This window comes from Clostridium cellulovorans 743B, from assembly GCF_000145275.1.
Lineage (GTDB): Bacteria > Bacillota > Clostridia > Clostridiales > Clostridiaceae > Clostridium_K > Clostridium_K cellulovorans.
Genome location: NC_014393.1, coordinates 1215387 through 1233230, shown reverse-complemented (window position 1 = coordinate 1233230; position 17844 = coordinate 1215387). Strand labels below are relative to the sequence as shown.

Here is a 17844-nt window from a genome sequence, read left to right as displayed (position 1 = left end):
ACTTTCTATAAAGTTTCTTCATCGGTTATATCAATTTAAAATTTTATCTTAGACTTATAAACGCTTATAATCATACTATTTACCTACTTGGTTTGCTAGCTTCATAGCTAAGAACTGCTTATGCTTACTAAACTTAGTTGGTGTACAACCTGCCATTCTTTTAAATTCTCTTATCATATGTGATTGATCATAATATCCTGCACCTAGAGCTGCGTCTATAAAGTTGTTATCCTTAAGCTGCCAAAAGGCCTTATTGAACCGTAAAATACTTATATATTCTTTTGGAGTTAGTCCAAGAATAGATGTAAAATATCTCTGAAGCTGACGATAAGAAACATCAATATTATCACTTAGCTTAAATACGTCTAAGTCCTTCTGATTTTTTAGCTGTCTTGATGCTTGAATTACACTTTTTAATTGATAATTTACAGCATATTCACTAACCTCAAGTAAATTACCTATAAAGTTCTCTGCAATACTTACCCAATAAGATAATGGAAGTTTAAAAAGTTTAGTTCCTAACTGGTAAAATGGGTTGCCTTCTTCAATTAAAAGAGCTCTGTCACAGAAAAGCGAAGGAACCATCCCCGTAAGTCTATAATAAAAAGCAAAATCCATATCTACAGTAAACATAGCAATTTCCTTAAACTTACTAACTATGGGATGCTTATTAAGCCCCGTTACATAAATATCTCCCGCTTTTACCAAGGTGCTATCATACATGCAGCAACCAGATCTAACATAAATAATATGTACCTTATGACTTACGGGAGTTATAGTTGTAGTGAAGGTATCGTTTTTCATTCTCCAATATATATACTGATAAAGTCCTTCATCATTAAACCTTGATGCAACTTGTAAAAACTCTTCCTCCTCCTGATTTTCCTCTAAAAAATTTTCATAAATCATCTTTTTATTCCCCTCATATACTTTAATACGTAACATATATAGCTTTACCTTGTAAATATAGACAAAAGCAACAGCATAACAAGTGCCGTTGCTTAGCTAATCAAGTATAAATAATGATTCAGTAGATACTCCTAAAAACCTACTCATTTTAAGAGCTAATTCAAGGGTTGGATTATATTTGTTGTTTTCAATTGCATTAATCGTTTGTCGTGTTACACCAAGTTCTTGTGCTAATTCATCTTGAGTTAATTTTAGTTGCTTTCTAAACTCTTTAACTTTATTCTTCATTTCCTTCACTTAGTTTCCTTCTATAATATCGGTCAAAGAATACCAGTAAGACATTTTGGCTACAAAGCAATGCTAATGCCACATTCTGTCTATCTCCTTCGAGAAGACCTATAATAGACCACACCAATAAGAATGCTACTGTAAACCAGTATGCAATTTTTAGACTTTTTAGAGCAATATATTTATCCATTTCATCTTCTTTTCTAAAAAAAGCCATAAAGAAAACCTCCTTTAATAATGTAAAAAGTTCTTTACATTTTTTATATATTCATATTACTAAATTATCATGAAAAATGTCAAGAGGTTTTTACATTTTACTGTAGTGTAAAGGCATTCTCAATTTATTGCACTATATCTATTAATTTTATCTAACATACCCTAATAAAAAAAAGGAATATCCCAAGCATATAACTATGCCATTGAGATATCCCCTTTAAACCTAGAGTTCCAATAATGTTTATACATTAAATCCATATACAGTTGATAAAGCAATGTAGCTTTTTAAAATTGAAACTTCTATTTATATTTTATTTTGATTTTCTTTTTATTAAAAAGACTCCTCCAACTATCAAAGCTCCGCCCAAGATAAGTGCTCCACCTATTATAATTAGAACTCTAAAATCTATAGCTGATCCTGTTTTCGGTAAATCTATTTGTTCTCCTGTAGCTTGTGAGGAAGTTGTTGTATTATTTGATGAAGTACTTTCCCCTGATGTAGTATTAGATGAAGCTGTGTTCTCACCTGTGCTAGTAGTATTCTGGTCTGTGCCGTTTGTTGTAGTTGTACCATTACCATTTGTAGTTGTGCTTTGTCCATTATTGTTTGTTGTTGTATCCTGTCCTGAATTATCTGTTGCAGTAGTTTGTTGTTTTTCCAGTACTGCAAAGTTAGTAAAGTGGGAAGTATTATATTCAAATTCCATGGTTGTTTTATTAAAGCTTCCACCTAACTCTACCCACGTATCTTCAGTTTCATCAAAGTAATACATAGAAAGCCTATCTGTATATAGATCCTTTATATCTTCACCTGTAAGTTTTATACTTATCTTTACTTTTTGTTCATTAGCAAAGTTGTGAATATCTTTTATCAGATCATTATCTTTGTCAAATACTTGTAGCTTGAAGTTAATTACATTGCCAACGAGGCTTGTCTCTTTAGGCATCTTTCCTACTAAAGTATCTTTGCTAGTACCACTTACAATTTTTCGTGAAACCTTGATATATTCTGCACCTACTAAATCAGTTGCTGCTACTACACTCGCTGGAATAATTAAATTTGCAGCAGCATCATTAATTACTATAGTGTTTTTTCCACTTTCAAAGTAACCAACTAAACTTTTAAATTCATTTGTATTTGAATCTACTGCTGTTGGGTCCATAGTATAAGCTTTTCCTGTAATATAAGTTGCTGTTACAAATAAATCTTCAGTAACATTATCAAAGGTTTTATCCCAACCTGTAAATTCATATCCTACTCTAATTGGATCTTCCGGAGTTACTGCATCCTTACCATAATCTATGGTTTGTGGTGTTCCAATTACTGTTCCATCATAATCTTTGAAGGTTACTGTAAATTTATCAATCGCATAGGTAGCTGTTACTATTAAATCCCCTTGCACTTTATCAAAGGCTGTATCCCACCCTATAAAAGTATACCCTAATCTTGCTGGTTCTGCTGGGGCTACTGCAGCATCTCCAAATTTTACAACTTGTGCTTCTCCGATTACTACCCCATCATAATCCTTAAATGTTACTGTATATTGGTTAGCCTCATAAATGGCTGTTATTACTAGATTTTCTGTTATATAATCAAAGGTTTTATCCCAATTTTTAAAAGTATATCCTTGTCTTTGAGCCGTTGGTGCAACTGCTGCTTCTCCATAGGCTACAGTTTGAGCATTTCCTATTACAGTTCCATCATAATCCTTGAAGAGAACTGTATAATATCTAATTCCATAAGTCGCAGTTACTGTTAAATCGCTTATTATATTATCAAAACTCTTATCCCAACCTACAAAAACAAAGCCTGTTCGTAATGGTGATGTTGGTGCTGTTGCTACCGCTCCATAGTCTACAGTTTGAGGTGTTCCTATTACGGTCCCATCATAATCTCTAAAGGTTACTGTATATTGACTAATCACATAGGTGGCAGTTACCGTTAAATCACCAGTAACATTATCAAAGGTCGTATCCCAACCTATAAATTTATATCCTTCTCTTGTTGGTTCTGATGGCGCTACTGCTGCTGACCCATAAGCCACAGTCTGTGGTGTTCCTATAACTGTTCCATCATAATCCTTAAAGGTCACTGTAGAGTAATTACTTGCATACATCGCTGTTACAATTAAATCACCAGTAACATTGTTAAAAGATTTATCCCAACCTATAAAAATATATTCATTTCTCACTGGATCAATTGGTGCTATGGCTGCCTCTCCATAAGCTACTGTCTGAGGTATTCCTATTACTGTCCCATCATAATCCTTAAAGGTTACAGAATAATTATCAGAACTATACATAGCAGTTACTACTAAATCACTTGTGATGTTATCAAAAGTTGTATCCCAACCAACAAAAGTATGTCCTGCTCTTATCGGTGAAGTTGGTGCTACAGCGAAGCCCCCATAGGTTACACCCTGTGTTCCTATTACTGTTCCATCATAGTCTTTAAAGATTACTGTATAATTAGGAATTTCATAGGTAGCAGTTATTATTAAGTCACTTGTAACATTTTTAAATTCCTTGTCCCAGCCTGTAAAGTTATATCCTTCCCTTATTGGGTCAATTGGTGCTATCGCTGCTCGTCCATATGATACAGTTTGCTCTGTTCCTATTATTGTTCCATCATAATCTTGAAAGGTTACTGTATATGAGATAGCTGGAGTTGTATCAGTTATAGTAATTTCTAAGGTTTGTGGATCTCCTCCACTAAAATTGAATACAAGATTAGTAGTTCCAACTGGTTGTGTTGCGAGATATTCCTTTTTAATAGTTACTTTATTTCCTACTACAGTGTAATCACTATTTTCAACTAAGGAAACTCCCTCATTTGTTATACTAGTTAAAGTATTTCCATTGAATGTAACATTGGTTAATACATCTGCTTGAGCTGAAAATATCTTATCAAAAGTTCCTGTGGTTGTAGTAATCGTACTGTTGTTTATTACTGTTAATACAAGTTCTGGCTTATAAACAGTATCTTCAAGAGAAGAAAAAGCTATAGCCGTTGCTGGATTTGGAGATGTTAATATAAAGGATGCAATTCCATCTCCTGCTTTTTCAATATTTATAAAATTAATTACATCAACCTCTACCCATTGATTTTGCGCAGAAACAGCTATATCATATTTAAGCAAATTTCCTTGAGTTGGAATAGTTGTTGTATTGTTTGTCCAACTATCATCAGTGGCACTATACAAATCAAAGGTTGTACCACCTGTAGGCAATTCTGCTGCAAATAATCTTAACTTAGCATCAGTTATCGTGCCAGTGATTCCACTTAAATCATACTTAAGCGCAGTCTTTGAATTTTCAACATATCCGCTTTTAGTTCCCACCCAGTTTACTGTATAAGGAGCTGTGCTTGTATCACCGGTAGCCCCTATACCAGCAGGGAAAGAAAGGTCATCTATAAAAGTATCTGCTACTGGGTTAATACTTGAAACAGACGCATAAACTTGAGTATTCTCAAATTTCATTACAGGTATTATTCCAATAAACATAATTAGTGTTAAGAAAAACATCATTAACTTTTTCCACAATTTTTTCTTCATAAGTTTTTCCCCTTGTTAAATTTAGTATAAAGTCTCTAAAATGTATTACAAAATAGTCTGTGAATACCATTTCCTTTAGGATGCTACAATATTTTTTAATATTACAATATATACGTTCCATTATCGAAGCTACATGAAAAGTTATAATGATTATTCAAATATCAATAAACTCTATGTAGAACCTTTATTGGAACATCCATATTAAGAATCTCTAAAAGTACAATAGAAGTTTCACATTTAAATTCTTTAGCTACATAAAAAAAAGAAACGATCAATTATTGATACATTTCTTATTAAACATAATTAAATTCTAATCTCATGAACCTATTGTACTAGCTATCACATATTCCTTCAAGGTATTTGTTGATGCTATTATTGTATGAAAATTACATGGACAAATTATTGAGGTTTTCAATTACTATTTTCCCTGGGTTAGCATATTAGACAACCTCTATAAATTGCAAACTACCAATTAATATTTTCAGCCACTATCGCTAAAGGTCCAAGTTTTACATCTTTAAGCGCCCATTTCTTGTATTCTTGGTAACCTGTTCTATCAACTATATAACCGATATGCTCTTTTCCGCCTGGAGCATCCTTATCGATATATTCATGGATATAATCATAGGTGTTAAGGATAATTTTTATTATACTTTCTTCATCTACCCAAGTTATGAAATCCTGTGCAAGTCTTGGATTCTTCTTACCAGTTCTACCCATGATCGCTAGCTTATAATATTTTTCTGCACTTCTTGTCCAGGCATTTGTTGGACATTTCCCAACACATTCGCCACAACCAATACATTTACTGTGATCTCTAACAACCTTGAAATTTTCAAAGCTAAGAGCTCCAGTTGCTCTCTTTTTACAGTTTGTTACGCAAGCTTGACAGCCTATACATCTATAAGGATCGTATTGTGGTTCTGTCATTCCGATTATTCCAAAATCCTGCATTCTAGCCTTGATACAATCATTTGGACATCCTGTTAAAGCAATCTTCACATGATAGTCGTTAGGAAATATAGCTTTCTCAATCTTATTTGCAAAGGTTGTTGTATCATAATTAGCGAAAGGACAGACTCTATTTCCAATACAAGCTGATACATTTCTTGTGCCTGCAGCAGTATATCCCTTGCCAGGAACCTCTTGATTTATCTCAAGACCTTCAATCACTGGCTGAAGCATTTTATTAACCTCTGGCATATCCTTCATATCTATTCCTGGTAACTCAAACCCCTGCCTAATTGTTATGTGTAGAGTCCCATTACCAAACTTTTCTGCAACTTCTTGAAGTGTTGAAAGATATTTTACTTCCATATGACCACCAGGCACACGGATTCTGATAGCAGTTTTTCCTCTTTCCTTTGTAACACGGAAAGCATTCTTTTTTAATCCTTTAGTATTAATATCTAACATAGCTTTTTCCTCCTTTCCCTAGTCAACAAGATGTTTTGCTTCTACAAAGTTAAATACTGGTCCATCAAGACAAATGTATGTGTCATCCATCTTGCAATGGCCGCATTTACCAACTCCACAGCACATTTTTCTTTCATAAGAAACCCATATATTTTCTTCTTTGATTCCTCTTTTGATAAACTCTCCTACAGTAAATTTCATCATTATAGGAGGTCCAACTACAATAACCTGTGCTTCTTCTAAATTATCAATTTCGATTTCGTTTACAAGACCCGTTATAAGCCCAACTCTTCCTTGATAATCTTCTTCTGCTTTATCAACTGTAAGATAAGCATTTATAGTTTTTGACCATTCCTTGATATCTTCTTTAAACAAAATATCCTTAGGGGATTTAAAGCCCATCATAACAGTAAAGTTTTTAGCATCTCCAGAGTTTGCAGCAAAATAATCAACTATTCCTTTAACAGGAGCAAGGCCTGTACCACCAGCTGCAACTATAACTTCCTTGTTTTTATATTTATCAATGTCAAAGCCGTTTCCATAAGGTCCTCTTATAAACAATTTGTCCCCTGGAAAAAAGCTATGGATAACATCAGTAACTACTCCAACTCTTCTTATAGTTAAATCCACATAACCTTCGCCAATACCACATACTGAAATTGGAGCTTCACCGTACTTTGGTACAGAAACTTCAAAGAATTGACCTGGCTTAACGTCTTCTCCATGGTATTCCATTCTAAAAGTGTAATCTATATCAGTATGCTCAGTAATACTAATTATTTTAGATATAAAAGGCAGATAAATATTTTCCATACTATTTTACCTCTTCCTCAGCTTTAATTTCTTTCATTGCATCATTAAGTTTATTCACAGAATTTGCAAAGGATATATATTCTGGACAGACATCATCACATCTTCCACAACCTGTACACATATGGTAACCAAAGCGTTTTTTATAGTCGTAAACCTTATGCATTACCTTAAATCTCATTCTTTCACCTTTATCAAGTCTGAAGGAATGTCCACCAGCCATAGATGTGAAACCGTCTACATGACAGGAAGCCCAAACCCTTCTTCTCTCACCACTCTTTGGATTATCTTTATAGAATATATCCTGCATTGTAAAACAAGCACAAGTGCCACAAACCATGTTACATCTTCCACAAGCAATACATCTAGCTGAATATTCTTTCCACATAGTAGCTTTAAATACTCTTTGATCTAAATTTTCTGGTATCTTAACTACTGTATCGTTAGAATCAACATAGCTTGGCTCAACTTCTAAAACTTCTTCAGCTTTAAAGAAATTTTCAAATTCTTCATCTTGAAGCTTAATTGATACTTGATTTTCTTTGTGTCTTACGAAAAATGCGTAATCTTCAGTTTTATTTGTACCCATACTTACACAAAAACAATTTTCAAAGCTATTTTCACATTCCATCAAAACGAACTTAGTTTTCTCTCTTAGAGCTTTATAGTAAGGATCAACCCCACCATTTTTTAAATATATTTGATCCAATCTTTTTACAGAGTGGATATCACAGCTTCTTAAAAATACAAGTATCTTCTTTGAATCAATCTCAGGTTCAATAACTTTGTCCTCAGTAAAATAGAACAAGGTTTGAGTTATCGGAAGAATTACTTCCTTTGGAGAAAAGTTAGATTTTTTATCAAAAACAACTTCTTCAATGCTACTGATTTCTCCATACTTTATACTGTCTGTATCAGAGAAAGTACCTTTCCCCTCCATAAGTATAGGAGCGTAAATCTTATATTCCTTCTTTAATTCTTGTAAAATGCTGTTAAACTTTACATTATCCATGCTGAAACCCATTGCCTAACCTCCTTATTTGTGTTTAGAAATATACCAATATGCTGTTCCAATAAATAAAGCTCCACCTACAATATTCCCTAAGGATGCTGCTGCCAAGTTATTTACAAGTCCTGCTATGGATACTGTAGCTTCGTGAGGAATCATTAGTGCTGTAGATAATAAAGTCATATTAGCAATACTATGCTCATATCCACTTGTTATGAATGCAAATAAACACCAAAATACCATTATTAGTTTTGCAACTTCTTCTTTTAATTTAAAGAAACACCAAATTGCTAAACAAACTAACATGTTACAAAGTATTCCTTTGAAAAATAATTCATCAAAAGGAGCATTCATCTTTGCCCCTGCAGTCTTAAGAATAAATTCTGCTGTTGCACCTTTAGCAAGTCCAGCTTTAACAAATAAAAATGATAAAAATATAGAGCCTATAAAATTACCAACATAACTATAAATCCAGATTTTAGCTAGATCAAGCCACGAAGTTTTCTTCTCTAAAGCGCCTACAGTCATTATCATATTATTTCCTGTAAACAGTTCAGAGCCAGCCATTAGCACAAGGCTTAAGGCAATTCCAAAAGATAATCCCATAACTATTTTAGTTGCTGGTGAATTAGCAGCTGCTAGAAGACCACCAATTGTGAATATAAGTAAAATCCCAAAACCTACGTATATCCCAGCCAAAGCAGATGCTGTAATATACTTTCCTCTTCCTGCCTTTAAAAGGTTTACCTTTTTTTCAGCAGCACTAGAAAGTTTGTTAATTTCTTCACTAAACATGATGCTTTCCCCCTAATTTTATATGCTAGAATGATATCATATAAAAAAATAAATAGCTGTGACCATTGTCACAGGAATATGATGCTTATCATATTTCACGTACAATTGTCATAGCTATTTTTTCATCATCTTCTACCAATAAAAATCACTCTTTAACACTTATCTATTGAAAAGACTTAACTGATACATTTTAACTTCTACAACTTATATACCTCTAAAGTACACCGACAAAGCTTCTCTCTTTGGTACTACAATCCGTTTTCCCTTATATGTTATTAACCCTTCCTTTTCAAGCCGTGTCATAGATTTTGATATAGTTTCTCTAGCACTTCCAAGCATTGAAGCAAGATACGTAATACTTATATCAAGATCAATCAAAGTTCCTTCTTCAATTTCAATACCATAGTCCTTAGAAAGCTTCCACAGCTTTGCAGCAAGCTTTTTATCTATTTTTATAGGGACTGTATTCTTTAATTGCCTATATAATCGTCTTATCTTCTTACCCATAGAACTTATAATAAATTTCGTAAGTTCGAAATCTGTTGACATTATCTGAAGAAGATCCTCTTTATAAAAGTATGCAAGCTGGCAATCCTCAAAAGCCTCACAACCTATAGAAGCTGGTAAACCATCAAAGATTACCTCATTTATAAATTTCCCTGGACCTAATATGTATATAACTCTTTTTTGCCCGTCTTCACTAAGCCTATACATGGTAACTTTCCCACTTAAGACAAAGTAGATAGTATTAACCTCGTCCCTTTCATTAAATACAATTTCCCCTTTGGATACAGCTTTTTTTTCGCCCTTTGATTTAATCAAATTCAGAGTATCTTCCTTTATATGAATAGTTGCTTTGAAAATTTCTAACTCTTCTTCCTTGAGCATTACACAATCCCCTCCACCTATAACCGTACTTTTTCTTAGTTTTCACCCTTAATTATAAGCTATTCAAATATACTTGTAGCAATCTATATATTTGACTTCATTTATTCTCTACACATTCAATTAAAATATTTCAACTAATAGTATAATGATGTATTTATATGTAGTAACTTACTTCATTTCATTCTATAATATATATTAGATTACTATATATATAAGTTATAACATATATTTCTACATAACATCACCTATGGTTGCCAAGATATAAGTAGTTTGTTTAATTGTAACATAGACATAATATTTAAAATATAATATGGGAGGTATATTATGTTACGTAAAAAAACTAAAAAAAATGCTTTTAACTCTAAAAGCAAAAGAAACCTTGTTTCAACATCTTGTGTCCTATCTTTAATCTTAGGGAACGTTTGCGCATATAATAGTAGTACTGTATATGCTGGAACCGAACCCACTATCGCATTTCAAGGAGCAGACGGCGGTGGAAAATATGCTACTGGAGGACGTGGCGGAGAAGTTGTATATGTTACAAATCTCAACGACAGCGGTGTCGGTTCCTTCCGTGATGCAGTAGGGACTTCAAACAGAATTGTAGTCTTTGCAGTAGGCGGAACCATTGAACTTAAAAGTGATGTGGTTGTAAAATCAAATGTCACTATTGCAGGACAAACTGCCCCTGGTGGTGCAGGTATAACACTTAAAAATTTTAAAATCGGAATGGGTGGCTCAAACATTATAATGCGTTTCATCAGTTCGAGACCTGGAGAAAGAGGCACAAATGCAGACTATGATGCCTTTGGAGGTTCTGATGGAAGTAACTCAATTGTAGATCATTGCTCAATGGGCTGGGCAAATGATGAACAATGGGGACTTTACTCTGCTAATGATAATGCAACAATCCAATATTCTATAGTAGGTCCTTCAAATTCCTTCTCCTATCACTCAAAAGGAATTCACGGCTTTGGGATTATGCTTGGTCGTTCAAATGTTTCTTGGCATCATAACCTTATAGTTCACAATGTTTCAAGAAACTTCAGAGGTAAAGTTGTTGGAACTAGCTCTGCTGAATTCACAAACAATATTATTTATAACTGGGCTTCCCAAACTGCCTATGGAACTTTAGGTCATCTTAATTACGTAAATAATACTTTGAAGAAAGGTGTTTCTACTGTAGGTGGGCATAATTATGTAAGTGTAGCGGACAGTGGCACAGCCCCTGAAAATTATTCTATTTATCTTACTGGAAATAGATTTTTAAATTCTGACAACTCAAATTACAGCACCTTTACTCAAAACAATTGGAGCGGTATTAGTTATGGTACTGGTAAGGATGAATCAAACACAAAATCAAATACTCCTTTTAAACTTCTTGTAAATGGATTTGATGCTTCTACAGTTCCAAAGGTAGAAAGTTCAGAAGCATCTTATGATCATGTACTTGAATTCGCTGGTGCAGGAATAACTTCAACACAAAGGCCAGCAATCGACCAACAAGTTGCAACGGAAACAAAAACAGGTACTGGAACCCTTACAGGCGCAAGACCATATGCTGAAGCTACAGCTGAACAGAAGGCAACAATTGATAAATACAAAATGCAATGTGGAGTTGTTTATCAATATCCTAAAGCTGTTTTAACTGGTGCAAAAGTTGATACAGACAAAGACGGTATGGCCGATGAATGGGAAGTTGCAAGAGGTTTAAACCCAAATAGCAAAACTACTGCTGACGGTAAACCTGAAGCCAACGGCGATTATTGTGGACAAGGATACGCTAACATAGAATATTATATTAATGACCTTACTATTAACGCTTTTCCTAAAGGCGTAGTAACACTATCACCAACAACTAAAGTCACTGTATTAGGTGATGTTAATAAGGATGGAAAATTATCTGCTCTAGACCTTGCTTGGCTAAAAAAATATATCTTAGGCGGAACAACCCTTACAGCTGAACAGTTAAAATCAGCAGACATGAATAATGATGGAAAAGCCAATGCACTGGACCTGGCACTAATGACAAAGAAAATCCTTAGCCAGTAATCCGAAAGATAAATCACGTATAAAGTATAAATTAAAACACAAAATAAAATAAATATGAGCTTTCGAATTGTACTCCTAAATTTCAATGGAGTACAATTTTTTTTGTAAAAGTATCATAGAATTAGCATTCATTTAAAACAGAACCTAATAATAAAAATATTACATAACGCTCTATTCAGAGCATTTTTGATTCATAAAAGTATTTTAGGTTGAGGTGGCTTGTACTAAATGATATTCTTTAATCAGCTCCTTGGTATAACATGGAAATCAAAGCATGAAATAACATAAAAATCGCCATTGAATCTAACTAAGCAATAACAAATCAAATTTTTAAGGTGAGGATGATTTTAATGAATATAAGTACAGTTCCAAAAGACTTCATAATTAATGCACCAGTTGAAATAAGAGGAAACGTAATATCAAACTTTCTCTTACATGGTTTAAGCATCAAAAATGATACTGATGAAACTATTGTAATAAAGAACATAACCTTTGGTTTATACACTGCTGATGTGTTAGTGAAACAAATAGGTTATCAAGGTAAAGCTCTTGAAAATGCCCTGAAAGATTTTGCAGAAAAGTGTACTTGGCTTGGTGAAGGCTTTGGAGCTAAGCTTTTTTTAGGTAAAGAAGGCTTTTTTACCCCTTCCCACTTTGCAAAGACTGTAACCCTTGCTCCTAATGAGGAAACTGGTATATTTAATGAATATTTCACGATTGTATATGACACTGCCATAGATAAGCTATTAGTAAATATATCTTACACCACGGCTGATGAAATATTTACACAAGAGTGGCAACTTGAAATAACTGAATACCACAACAAAAATCAATACATTTTCCCACTTAAAGGTACTATATGTACCTGTGGTAATTTCAATAGCTTATTAGACCATCGTCAGCACTATTCTATGGAATTTGCTATTGATATGGCTCAATATAATTCTGAACAAAAACTCGCTTTCAAGGAGGACATGAAGGAAGAAGATTATATAGTATATGGTAAGGACATACTTGCCATAGCTGATGGAGAAATAGTAGACTGCTACCATAGCTTTTTCATGACTTCTTCATGGGATTGGGAAGAAAGAAGACCTTATATGGAGAAATACGGTCTTGCCGCACAGTGTGGAAATTATGTAGTTATAAAACATGCTAATGACGAGTATTCTTTTTATGGTCATCTAATCAAAGATAGTTTAACTGTAAAAAAAGGTGATAAAGTAAAGCAAGGTGAAGTTATTGGCAAAGTTGGTCACACAGGATTGTCCAACTGTCCACACTTACACTTTCAACTAATGGACGGCCCAGATTTCTTATCAAGTAAAGGGTTGCCTTGTTCCTTTATAAATATAAAAGATGTTACTGGTAGCAACATTGGCTTTATAGAAGAAGATAACATCATAGTCCATGCAGAATAATTATTTCGCTATATTAAATGTGTAACTAACTAAAATAAAGACCTCTAAATAACAGCTCCAACTGCTATTTAGAGATCTTTTCTATTTTAAAAATGATATATATAAGTTCCAATAATATTTCTACATTAAATACATATACCGTTTATGAAAGCAATGTAGATTTCTAATCGGAACCTATATGATTCTTAGCAATATCTACTGATTACATCTTCTAACATTCTAGCTACATGATTGCTTCCTTGTGATGCATCATATTCACTAATTCCAACTCTTAAATAAGATTCATCTAGACCTGCAGCTTCTTGCAAAAATGATTTTAAGCCTCTTACTCTTCTATCAACCTGCATATAAATCATAATTCCATCATCACTTGGTAGGAATGTAATTTCTAATTCATCTAGTTTTCCTCTAAAAGCTGATTGAGGTACAAATTCAAATTCTTGAGTGAATTCACCATGCCCACCTCTAAGATGTCCAGCTTCACACTCAACTTCTCTTAATCTAAAGCCTAACACATTTATTACTGCATCTAAAACAACATCCATTACACGGCTTGGTCTCACGTCTATATAATCTCTATCTTCTGGATCAAGTGCTAACGGAATTTCTAATTCTGTTTCTACCCAAACATTTCTTCTACTCATACTAACTGGAGTATGCTTTGGTACCGTAAACCCAAAAGGAATTTGTTTTCTTTCATTAGGTGCAATAACCAAATCTCTAGCTACTACTAACCTTAAAAGATTTGCTGTACATCTTACTTTGCTATCATCAATTTCCTTTAAGTATTCTGTTTTAAGCTCTACTTCTATTCTACTAATAGTTTGTTCTACATTTCCGCCTACAATATTTACAACACCTTCTAAATCTTCACCAATTCTCACACTTTTCTGGGAAAGTACTGTATCTACCTTTGCTCCACCAATACCTACGCTTGATAATACCTTTTTAAAAAAACTCATTTTCGTTCCTCCTTTATCTTATAAACCCTTATTTTATTATGCACTTTCTCTATCTATATCAATACTTGTATAGATTTCCACACTTTAAGTCTTACATGTATATATTTCAATAAAAAATCTTTATTAGGTATATTAATTTCTAAATATATCTATAAACTTTTCCTGTGGTTTTAATAATGAAACTTATATAAAATTTTATGCTTGATTAATTTATATATGTATCCACATTGTACTATGTTTAGCTAATCTTCTCAACCTTTAATTGTTATAAAGGCTTCCAATAGTTTTATTACACTTTTATCTTAAATATAAGTTTCCTAAAACTACATTTTTAATTCTTAGCTATAGCCTCAAAGCTTGATAAGTTGTGAAGCAACCTTATTGCAACATATAAATATAATCATAAAATTATTATCAGGTATAATTATTAAATCATTATTATAGCAATAAGGGGCTACATGAAAACATAATCCTTTGCATTTTCAGGCAACCCCTTAATTATTAATTATTCAACTATAAGTTTTATTACACCACTAAATTCATACTGTGCTGTTGCACCATATTCCCAAGGACTATTTTTATAATAGCCAGAAAGTAAATATGTACCTGGTTTTTTTGGTGCTTTTATCATACACTTCTTGTAAAGCATATTTTCTGATGGTTCAAAATAAAGATAATCCTTTCCGTCTAATTGATACTGCTCATTATCAAGTGTAAGAAAAATCAAACTATCTTCCTTAATTCGCCCAAACCTAAAAGCTAAAGGAAATTCTTCACCGCTTTTAACTTTAATCACTGGCTTTGTCCATTCTATTCCTCTACTTTCTTCATTTTCAACTCTGAAATTTTGATTAACAATAAAATGGCTATTATCATTATTAATAGGATAAGTTATAGTTTTATAGGTAGCTTTTTCATCATTTTTCTCATAACCAGTTTTATGCCCAACATTTAAATCAACCATGTAAGCAACATTACCATTTCCAAAACTTCTGCCAAATCTACCTGCAGAATCGTTACATTGGATTACAATCATCACCTTATTACTTCCGTGAAGCCCCTCTGTTGGTAACACTATCGGAAGATTTACCTTCTCATCCTTTTTAGCTTTAAAATCTAACTTTTTTATTTTCTTTGTGGTATCTCCTGAAAAAAATTCTACTTGTTTATAATTTACATAAGCCGTAGCAGTAAAAGACAATGCTTCTTCTGATTTAGGATCTGTGTTATATGAGTATTCTATAGAAAACTTAAAGTCTTCACTGTCTTTAACAGTTTTAACATCTCGGTGTGGAAGTTCCTTTCCGTCATCAGCTAACACTCTATATGAATGATTAAATGCGTTCCATAATGTTAATGAGTTATCTTCTTCATGATTTTCAATATATCCCTCACTATCATCATAACCAGCATTAAGCTTCTCAAGCACCACTTGACTCTTTTCATCAGAAGTAGTTTTTTGAGTATTCTCATTGTTTTTGCATCCAACAAAAACACTTGCTAAGGATATAGTAAGCAATGCTATTATCAATTTTCTTTTCATTATTGTTCCCCCTAGTTTTTTAAATACATTACATTTAGTTTCCTAGTTTAATTCCTAAGCAACTTGTCTATTTTCTTTTTTAGGACTTCAAAATCTCTTCTATCCTTTTAATCTCGATACATTTATTAAACTAGTCCTTACTTCATAAGAATATTGTATCATTTTAAACATCCCATTAATGTCGAAATAATACATTAAGAGTAATTTTAAAATCGACATCAAAATTACATTAAAGCCTTTATCTATATATTCATGCTCCTTTAAATGCCACACTGAAATTAGTGATATTTAACTGTAATTAAAACTTTTTAAACTCGAAGCCTTCACTATAACATATATATTTTCTTTCCCTCACATTCCCTAGATGTCAATATAGGGTTTGATATTGTAACAGGAAAGTAATTAAGATAGAATTAGCTAACAAGTTCTTATAGGGGGAAAACACTATGGATAATAGTTTTAATGATAAACCAAAAGTTATTTCAAAATCAAAATATGTAGCACAAACTCTAGTAACAGTTGTTCCGCTCAGTATATTAGTAGGCCTTTTATTTGGATATTTTACGCTGCACCTCACTGGAAAACAATTATTAATTTGTTCATTAGGATATATTGCCTCGGGACTAGCTCTTGGAATTTTAGCCGCATTTAAAAATTACAAGAAATTCATTGCACCCTTGGCAATAATTTCCAAACTATCTTATAATGTTAAAAATAAAAATTTATCTTACAGTGTAGACTTTTCAAAAGCTAGAGGCCAAAAAGAAATCATAGATAACTTAAATTCTTCAATTGAACAATTAAAATTTCTTGTTACTTCTACAAGAGATGAAGCACACGTAATAGAAACAAATGTCGAAGGCATTAATGTAAACATTTCCAACCTCACTGAATATATAGAAGAAGTACAAGCAACTACAGAACAATTATCTGGAAAGATGGAAGAAACGGTGGCTTCAGCACATGAAATGTCTGAAACTTCTCATGAAATTGAAAAAGCTGTTCATTCTATAGCAGAAAAATCTCAAGAAGGCGAAGGCAAGTCTGTAGATATAAGTGAAAAAGCTAGAAATATAATGAAGATCTCAGAAGACAACCAAAGAGATACAATAAACATGTTTAAAGAAACAGAAACTAACTTAAAGCAATCAATTGAAAAAGCAGGGGCTGTAAGGGAGATAAATATTTTAGCTGAATCTATACTTCAGATTACCTCACAGACAAACCTTCTTGCACTTAACGCTGCCATTGAAGCAGCAAGAGCTGGAGAAGCTGGGAAAGGCTTTAGCGTAGTTGCAGATGAAATAAGAAAACTAGCAGAACAATCAAATGAAACAATAACTAAAATACAAAATACAACAGCAATAATTCTAGATTCTGTTGAAGATTTAACAAATAACTCTAGCAAAATGCTTAACTTTATAGAGACGAAGGTGTTAAAGGATTATGATACCTTAGTTCAAACAAGCAAAGAATATAATAACGATGCTTTATATTATAAAGATTTTTCTATGGACTTAAGTTCAACCTCTGAAGAACTTTTAGCAGCTGTGCAGGATGTAATAAAAACCATAGAATTAGTAGCAGCTTTAGCTAATGAAGGTTCTATAGGAACTATAGATATAACAAACAAAGTTTCAGACATAAGCACTAAAACTAACTATGTATTAGACCAAGTTATAAAGTCAAAAGATAGCTCTGATAAGTTAACTGCTGAAGTTTCTCAATTTAAACTTTAGGCTATATTAATGAATGCTGTTGATAATATAGTATATAATAATGGAATGCCTCTTCAAGGATTCCATTATTATATTATTTAGTTGTACTTATCGTTCTTCTTACATGCTTATCCATTACTATACCAACTTTGGGTGTCCAAGTAGTTTTACATCCATTTCTTTAATTTTGTTGAAGGCATCACTAAACAAAGTTCTTCCACTTTATCTCACAACCTCCCAAGCTTTCTAATTGAATTTTT

At 32.8% G+C, this 17844-nt stretch carries 14 protein-coding genes; 3 read left to right on the top strand and 11 right to left on the bottom strand.

Features of this window, described 5'->3' with window-relative positions:
* Positions 1-75 precede the first annotated feature (75 nt).
* The 9 genes from CLOCEL_RS05065 to CLOCEL_RS05025 form a co-directional block, all read right to left on the bottom strand.
* Positions 76-945, bottom strand: a complete 870-nt coding sequence (locus tag CLOCEL_RS05065; RefSeq protein ID WP_013291637.1) for a helix-turn-helix domain-containing protein — start codon at positions 943-945, stop codon at positions 76-78.
* 60 nt (positions 946-1005) lie between these two features.
* A complete protein-coding gene (locus tag CLOCEL_RS05060) occupies positions 1006-1197 on the bottom strand; it encodes a helix-turn-helix transcriptional regulator (RefSeq protein WP_010076382.1) in 192 nt (63 codons plus the stop codon).
* Positions 1187-1414, bottom strand: a complete 228-nt coding sequence (locus CLOCEL_RS05055; protein ID WP_010076383.1) for a hypothetical protein — start codon at positions 1412-1414, stop codon at positions 1187-1189. Before CLOCEL_RS05055 ends, CLOCEL_RS05060 begins: the two co-directional genes overlap by 11 nt.
* 310 nt (positions 1415-1724) lie before the next feature.
* Positions 1725-4970 (bottom strand): InlB B-repeat-containing protein, encoded by a 3246-nt coding sequence (locus CLOCEL_RS05050; protein WP_010076384.1) that lies wholly within the window; start codon positions 4968-4970, stop codon positions 1725-1727.
* Positions 4971-5435: 465 nt separating this feature from the next.
* Positions 5436-6386: a sulfite reductase subunit C gene (gene asrC, locus CLOCEL_RS05045; RefSeq protein ID WP_010076385.1), complete on the bottom strand. Its 951-nt coding sequence runs from the start codon at positions 6384-6386 to the stop codon at positions 5436-5438.
* An 18-nt stretch (positions 6387-6404) separates the two neighbouring features.
* Positions 6405-7199: an anaerobic sulfite reductase subunit AsrB gene (asrB, locus tag CLOCEL_RS05040; RefSeq protein ID WP_010076386.1), complete on the bottom strand. Its 795-nt coding sequence runs from the start codon at positions 7197-7199 to the stop codon at positions 6405-6407.
* 1 nt (position 7200) lies between these two features.
* Positions 7201-8220, bottom strand: coding sequence for an anaerobic sulfite reductase subunit AsrA (gene asrA, locus CLOCEL_RS05035; RefSeq protein ID WP_010076387.1), 1020 nt, complete (start codon positions 8218-8220; stop codon positions 7201-7203).
* 12 nt (positions 8221-8232) lie between these two features.
* Positions 8233-9000 (bottom strand): formate/nitrite transporter family protein, encoded by a 768-nt coding sequence (locus tag CLOCEL_RS05030; RefSeq protein WP_010076388.1) that lies wholly within the window; start codon positions 8998-9000, stop codon positions 8233-8235.
* A gap of 204 nt (positions 9001-9204) precedes the next feature.
* Positions 9205-9888, bottom strand: coding sequence for a Crp/Fnr family transcriptional regulator (locus tag CLOCEL_RS05025; protein ID WP_010076389.1), 684 nt, complete (start codon positions 9886-9888; stop codon positions 9205-9207).
* Between the two features lie 324 nt (positions 9889-10212).
* Here CLOCEL_RS05025 and CLOCEL_RS05020 point away from each other — a divergent pair, with 324 nt between their 5' ends.
* Both CLOCEL_RS05020 and CLOCEL_RS05015 read left to right on the top strand, forming a co-directional pair.
* The gene (locus CLOCEL_RS05020) at positions 10213-11940 is read left to right on the top strand and encodes a dockerin type I domain-containing protein (protein ID WP_010076390.1); all 1728 of its coding nucleotides are present in this window, start codon (positions 10213-10215) and stop codon (positions 11938-11940) included.
* 350 nt (positions 11941-12290) lie between these two features.
* Entirely contained in the window at positions 12291-13361 is a 1071-nt protein-coding gene (locus CLOCEL_RS05015; RefSeq protein WP_010076391.1) for a M23 family metallopeptidase, read from the top strand.
* 185 nt (positions 13362-13546) lie between these two features.
* Here the strand turns inward: CLOCEL_RS05015 and CLOCEL_RS05010 are convergent, their stop codons facing one another.
* Complete coding sequence (locus CLOCEL_RS05010; RefSeq protein ID WP_010076392.1) at positions 13547-14323, bottom strand: sporulation protein; 777 nt, start codon at positions 14321-14323, stop codon at positions 13547-13549.
* Between the two features lie 505 nt (positions 14324-14828).
* Positions 14829-15866, bottom strand: a complete 1038-nt coding sequence (locus tag CLOCEL_RS05005) for a hypothetical protein (protein WP_010076393.1) — start codon at positions 15864-15866, stop codon at positions 14829-14831.
* Between the two features lie 446 nt (positions 15867-16312).
* Between CLOCEL_RS05005 and CLOCEL_RS05000 the strand changes: the two genes are divergently transcribed.
* Positions 16313-17605, top strand: coding sequence for a methyl-accepting chemotaxis protein (locus CLOCEL_RS05000; protein ID WP_010076394.1), 1293 nt, complete (start codon positions 16313-16315; stop codon positions 17603-17605).
* Positions 17606-17844: the final 239 nt, after the last annotated feature.

What these genes read in the sequence shown, in the direction of transcription:
- CLOCEL_RS05065 (WP_013291637.1), bottom strand. Translation starts at nt 945, where the DNA reads ATGTTACGTATTAAAGTATATGAGGGGAATAAAAAGATGATTTATGAA.
- CLOCEL_RS05060 (WP_010076382.1), bottom strand. Translation starts at nt 1,197, where the DNA reads ATGAAGAATAAAGTTAAAGAGTTTAGAAAGCAACTAAAATTAACTCAA.
- CLOCEL_RS05055 (WP_010076383.1), bottom strand. Translation starts at nt 1,414, where the DNA reads ATGGCTTTTTTTAGAAAAGAAGATGAAATGGATAAATATATTGCTCTA.
- CLOCEL_RS05050 (WP_010076384.1), bottom strand. Translation starts at nt 4,970, where the DNA reads ATGAAGAAAAAATTGTGGAAAAAGTTAATGATGTTTTTCTTAACACTA.
- asrC (WP_010076385.1), bottom strand. Translation starts at nt 6,386, where the DNA reads ATGTTAGATATTAATACTAAAGGATTAAAAAAGAATGCTTTCCGTGTT.
- asrB (WP_010076386.1), bottom strand. Translation starts at nt 7,199, where the DNA reads ATGGAAAATATTTATCTGCCTTTTATATCTAAAATAATTAGTATTACT.
- asrA (WP_010076387.1), bottom strand. Translation starts at nt 8,220, where the DNA reads ATGGGTTTCAGCATGGATAATGTAAAGTTTAACAGCATTTTACAAGAA.
- CLOCEL_RS05030 (WP_010076388.1), bottom strand. Translation starts at nt 9,000, where the DNA reads ATGTTTAGTGAAGAAATTAACAAACTTTCTAGTGCTGCTGAAAAAAAG.
- CLOCEL_RS05025 (WP_010076389.1), bottom strand. Translation starts at nt 9,888, where the DNA reads ATGCTCAAGGAAGAAGAGTTAGAAATTTTCAAAGCAACTATTCATATA.
- CLOCEL_RS05020 (WP_010076390.1), top strand. Translation starts at nt 10,213, where the DNA reads ATGTTACGTAAAAAAACTAAAAAAAATGCTTTTAACTCTAAAAGCAAA.
- CLOCEL_RS05015 (WP_010076391.1), top strand. Translation starts at nt 12,291, where the DNA reads ATGAATATAAGTACAGTTCCAAAAGACTTCATAATTAATGCACCAGTT.
- CLOCEL_RS05010 (WP_010076392.1), bottom strand. Translation starts at nt 14,323, where the DNA reads ATGAGTTTTTTTAAAAAGGTATTATCAAGCGTAGGTATTGGTGGAGCA.
- CLOCEL_RS05005 (WP_010076393.1), bottom strand. Translation starts at nt 15,866, where the DNA reads ATGAAAAGAAAATTGATAATAGCATTGCTTACTATATCCTTAGCAAGT.
- CLOCEL_RS05000 (WP_010076394.1), top strand. Translation starts at nt 16,313, where the DNA reads ATGGATAATAGTTTTAATGATAAACCAAAAGTTATTTCAAAATCAAAA.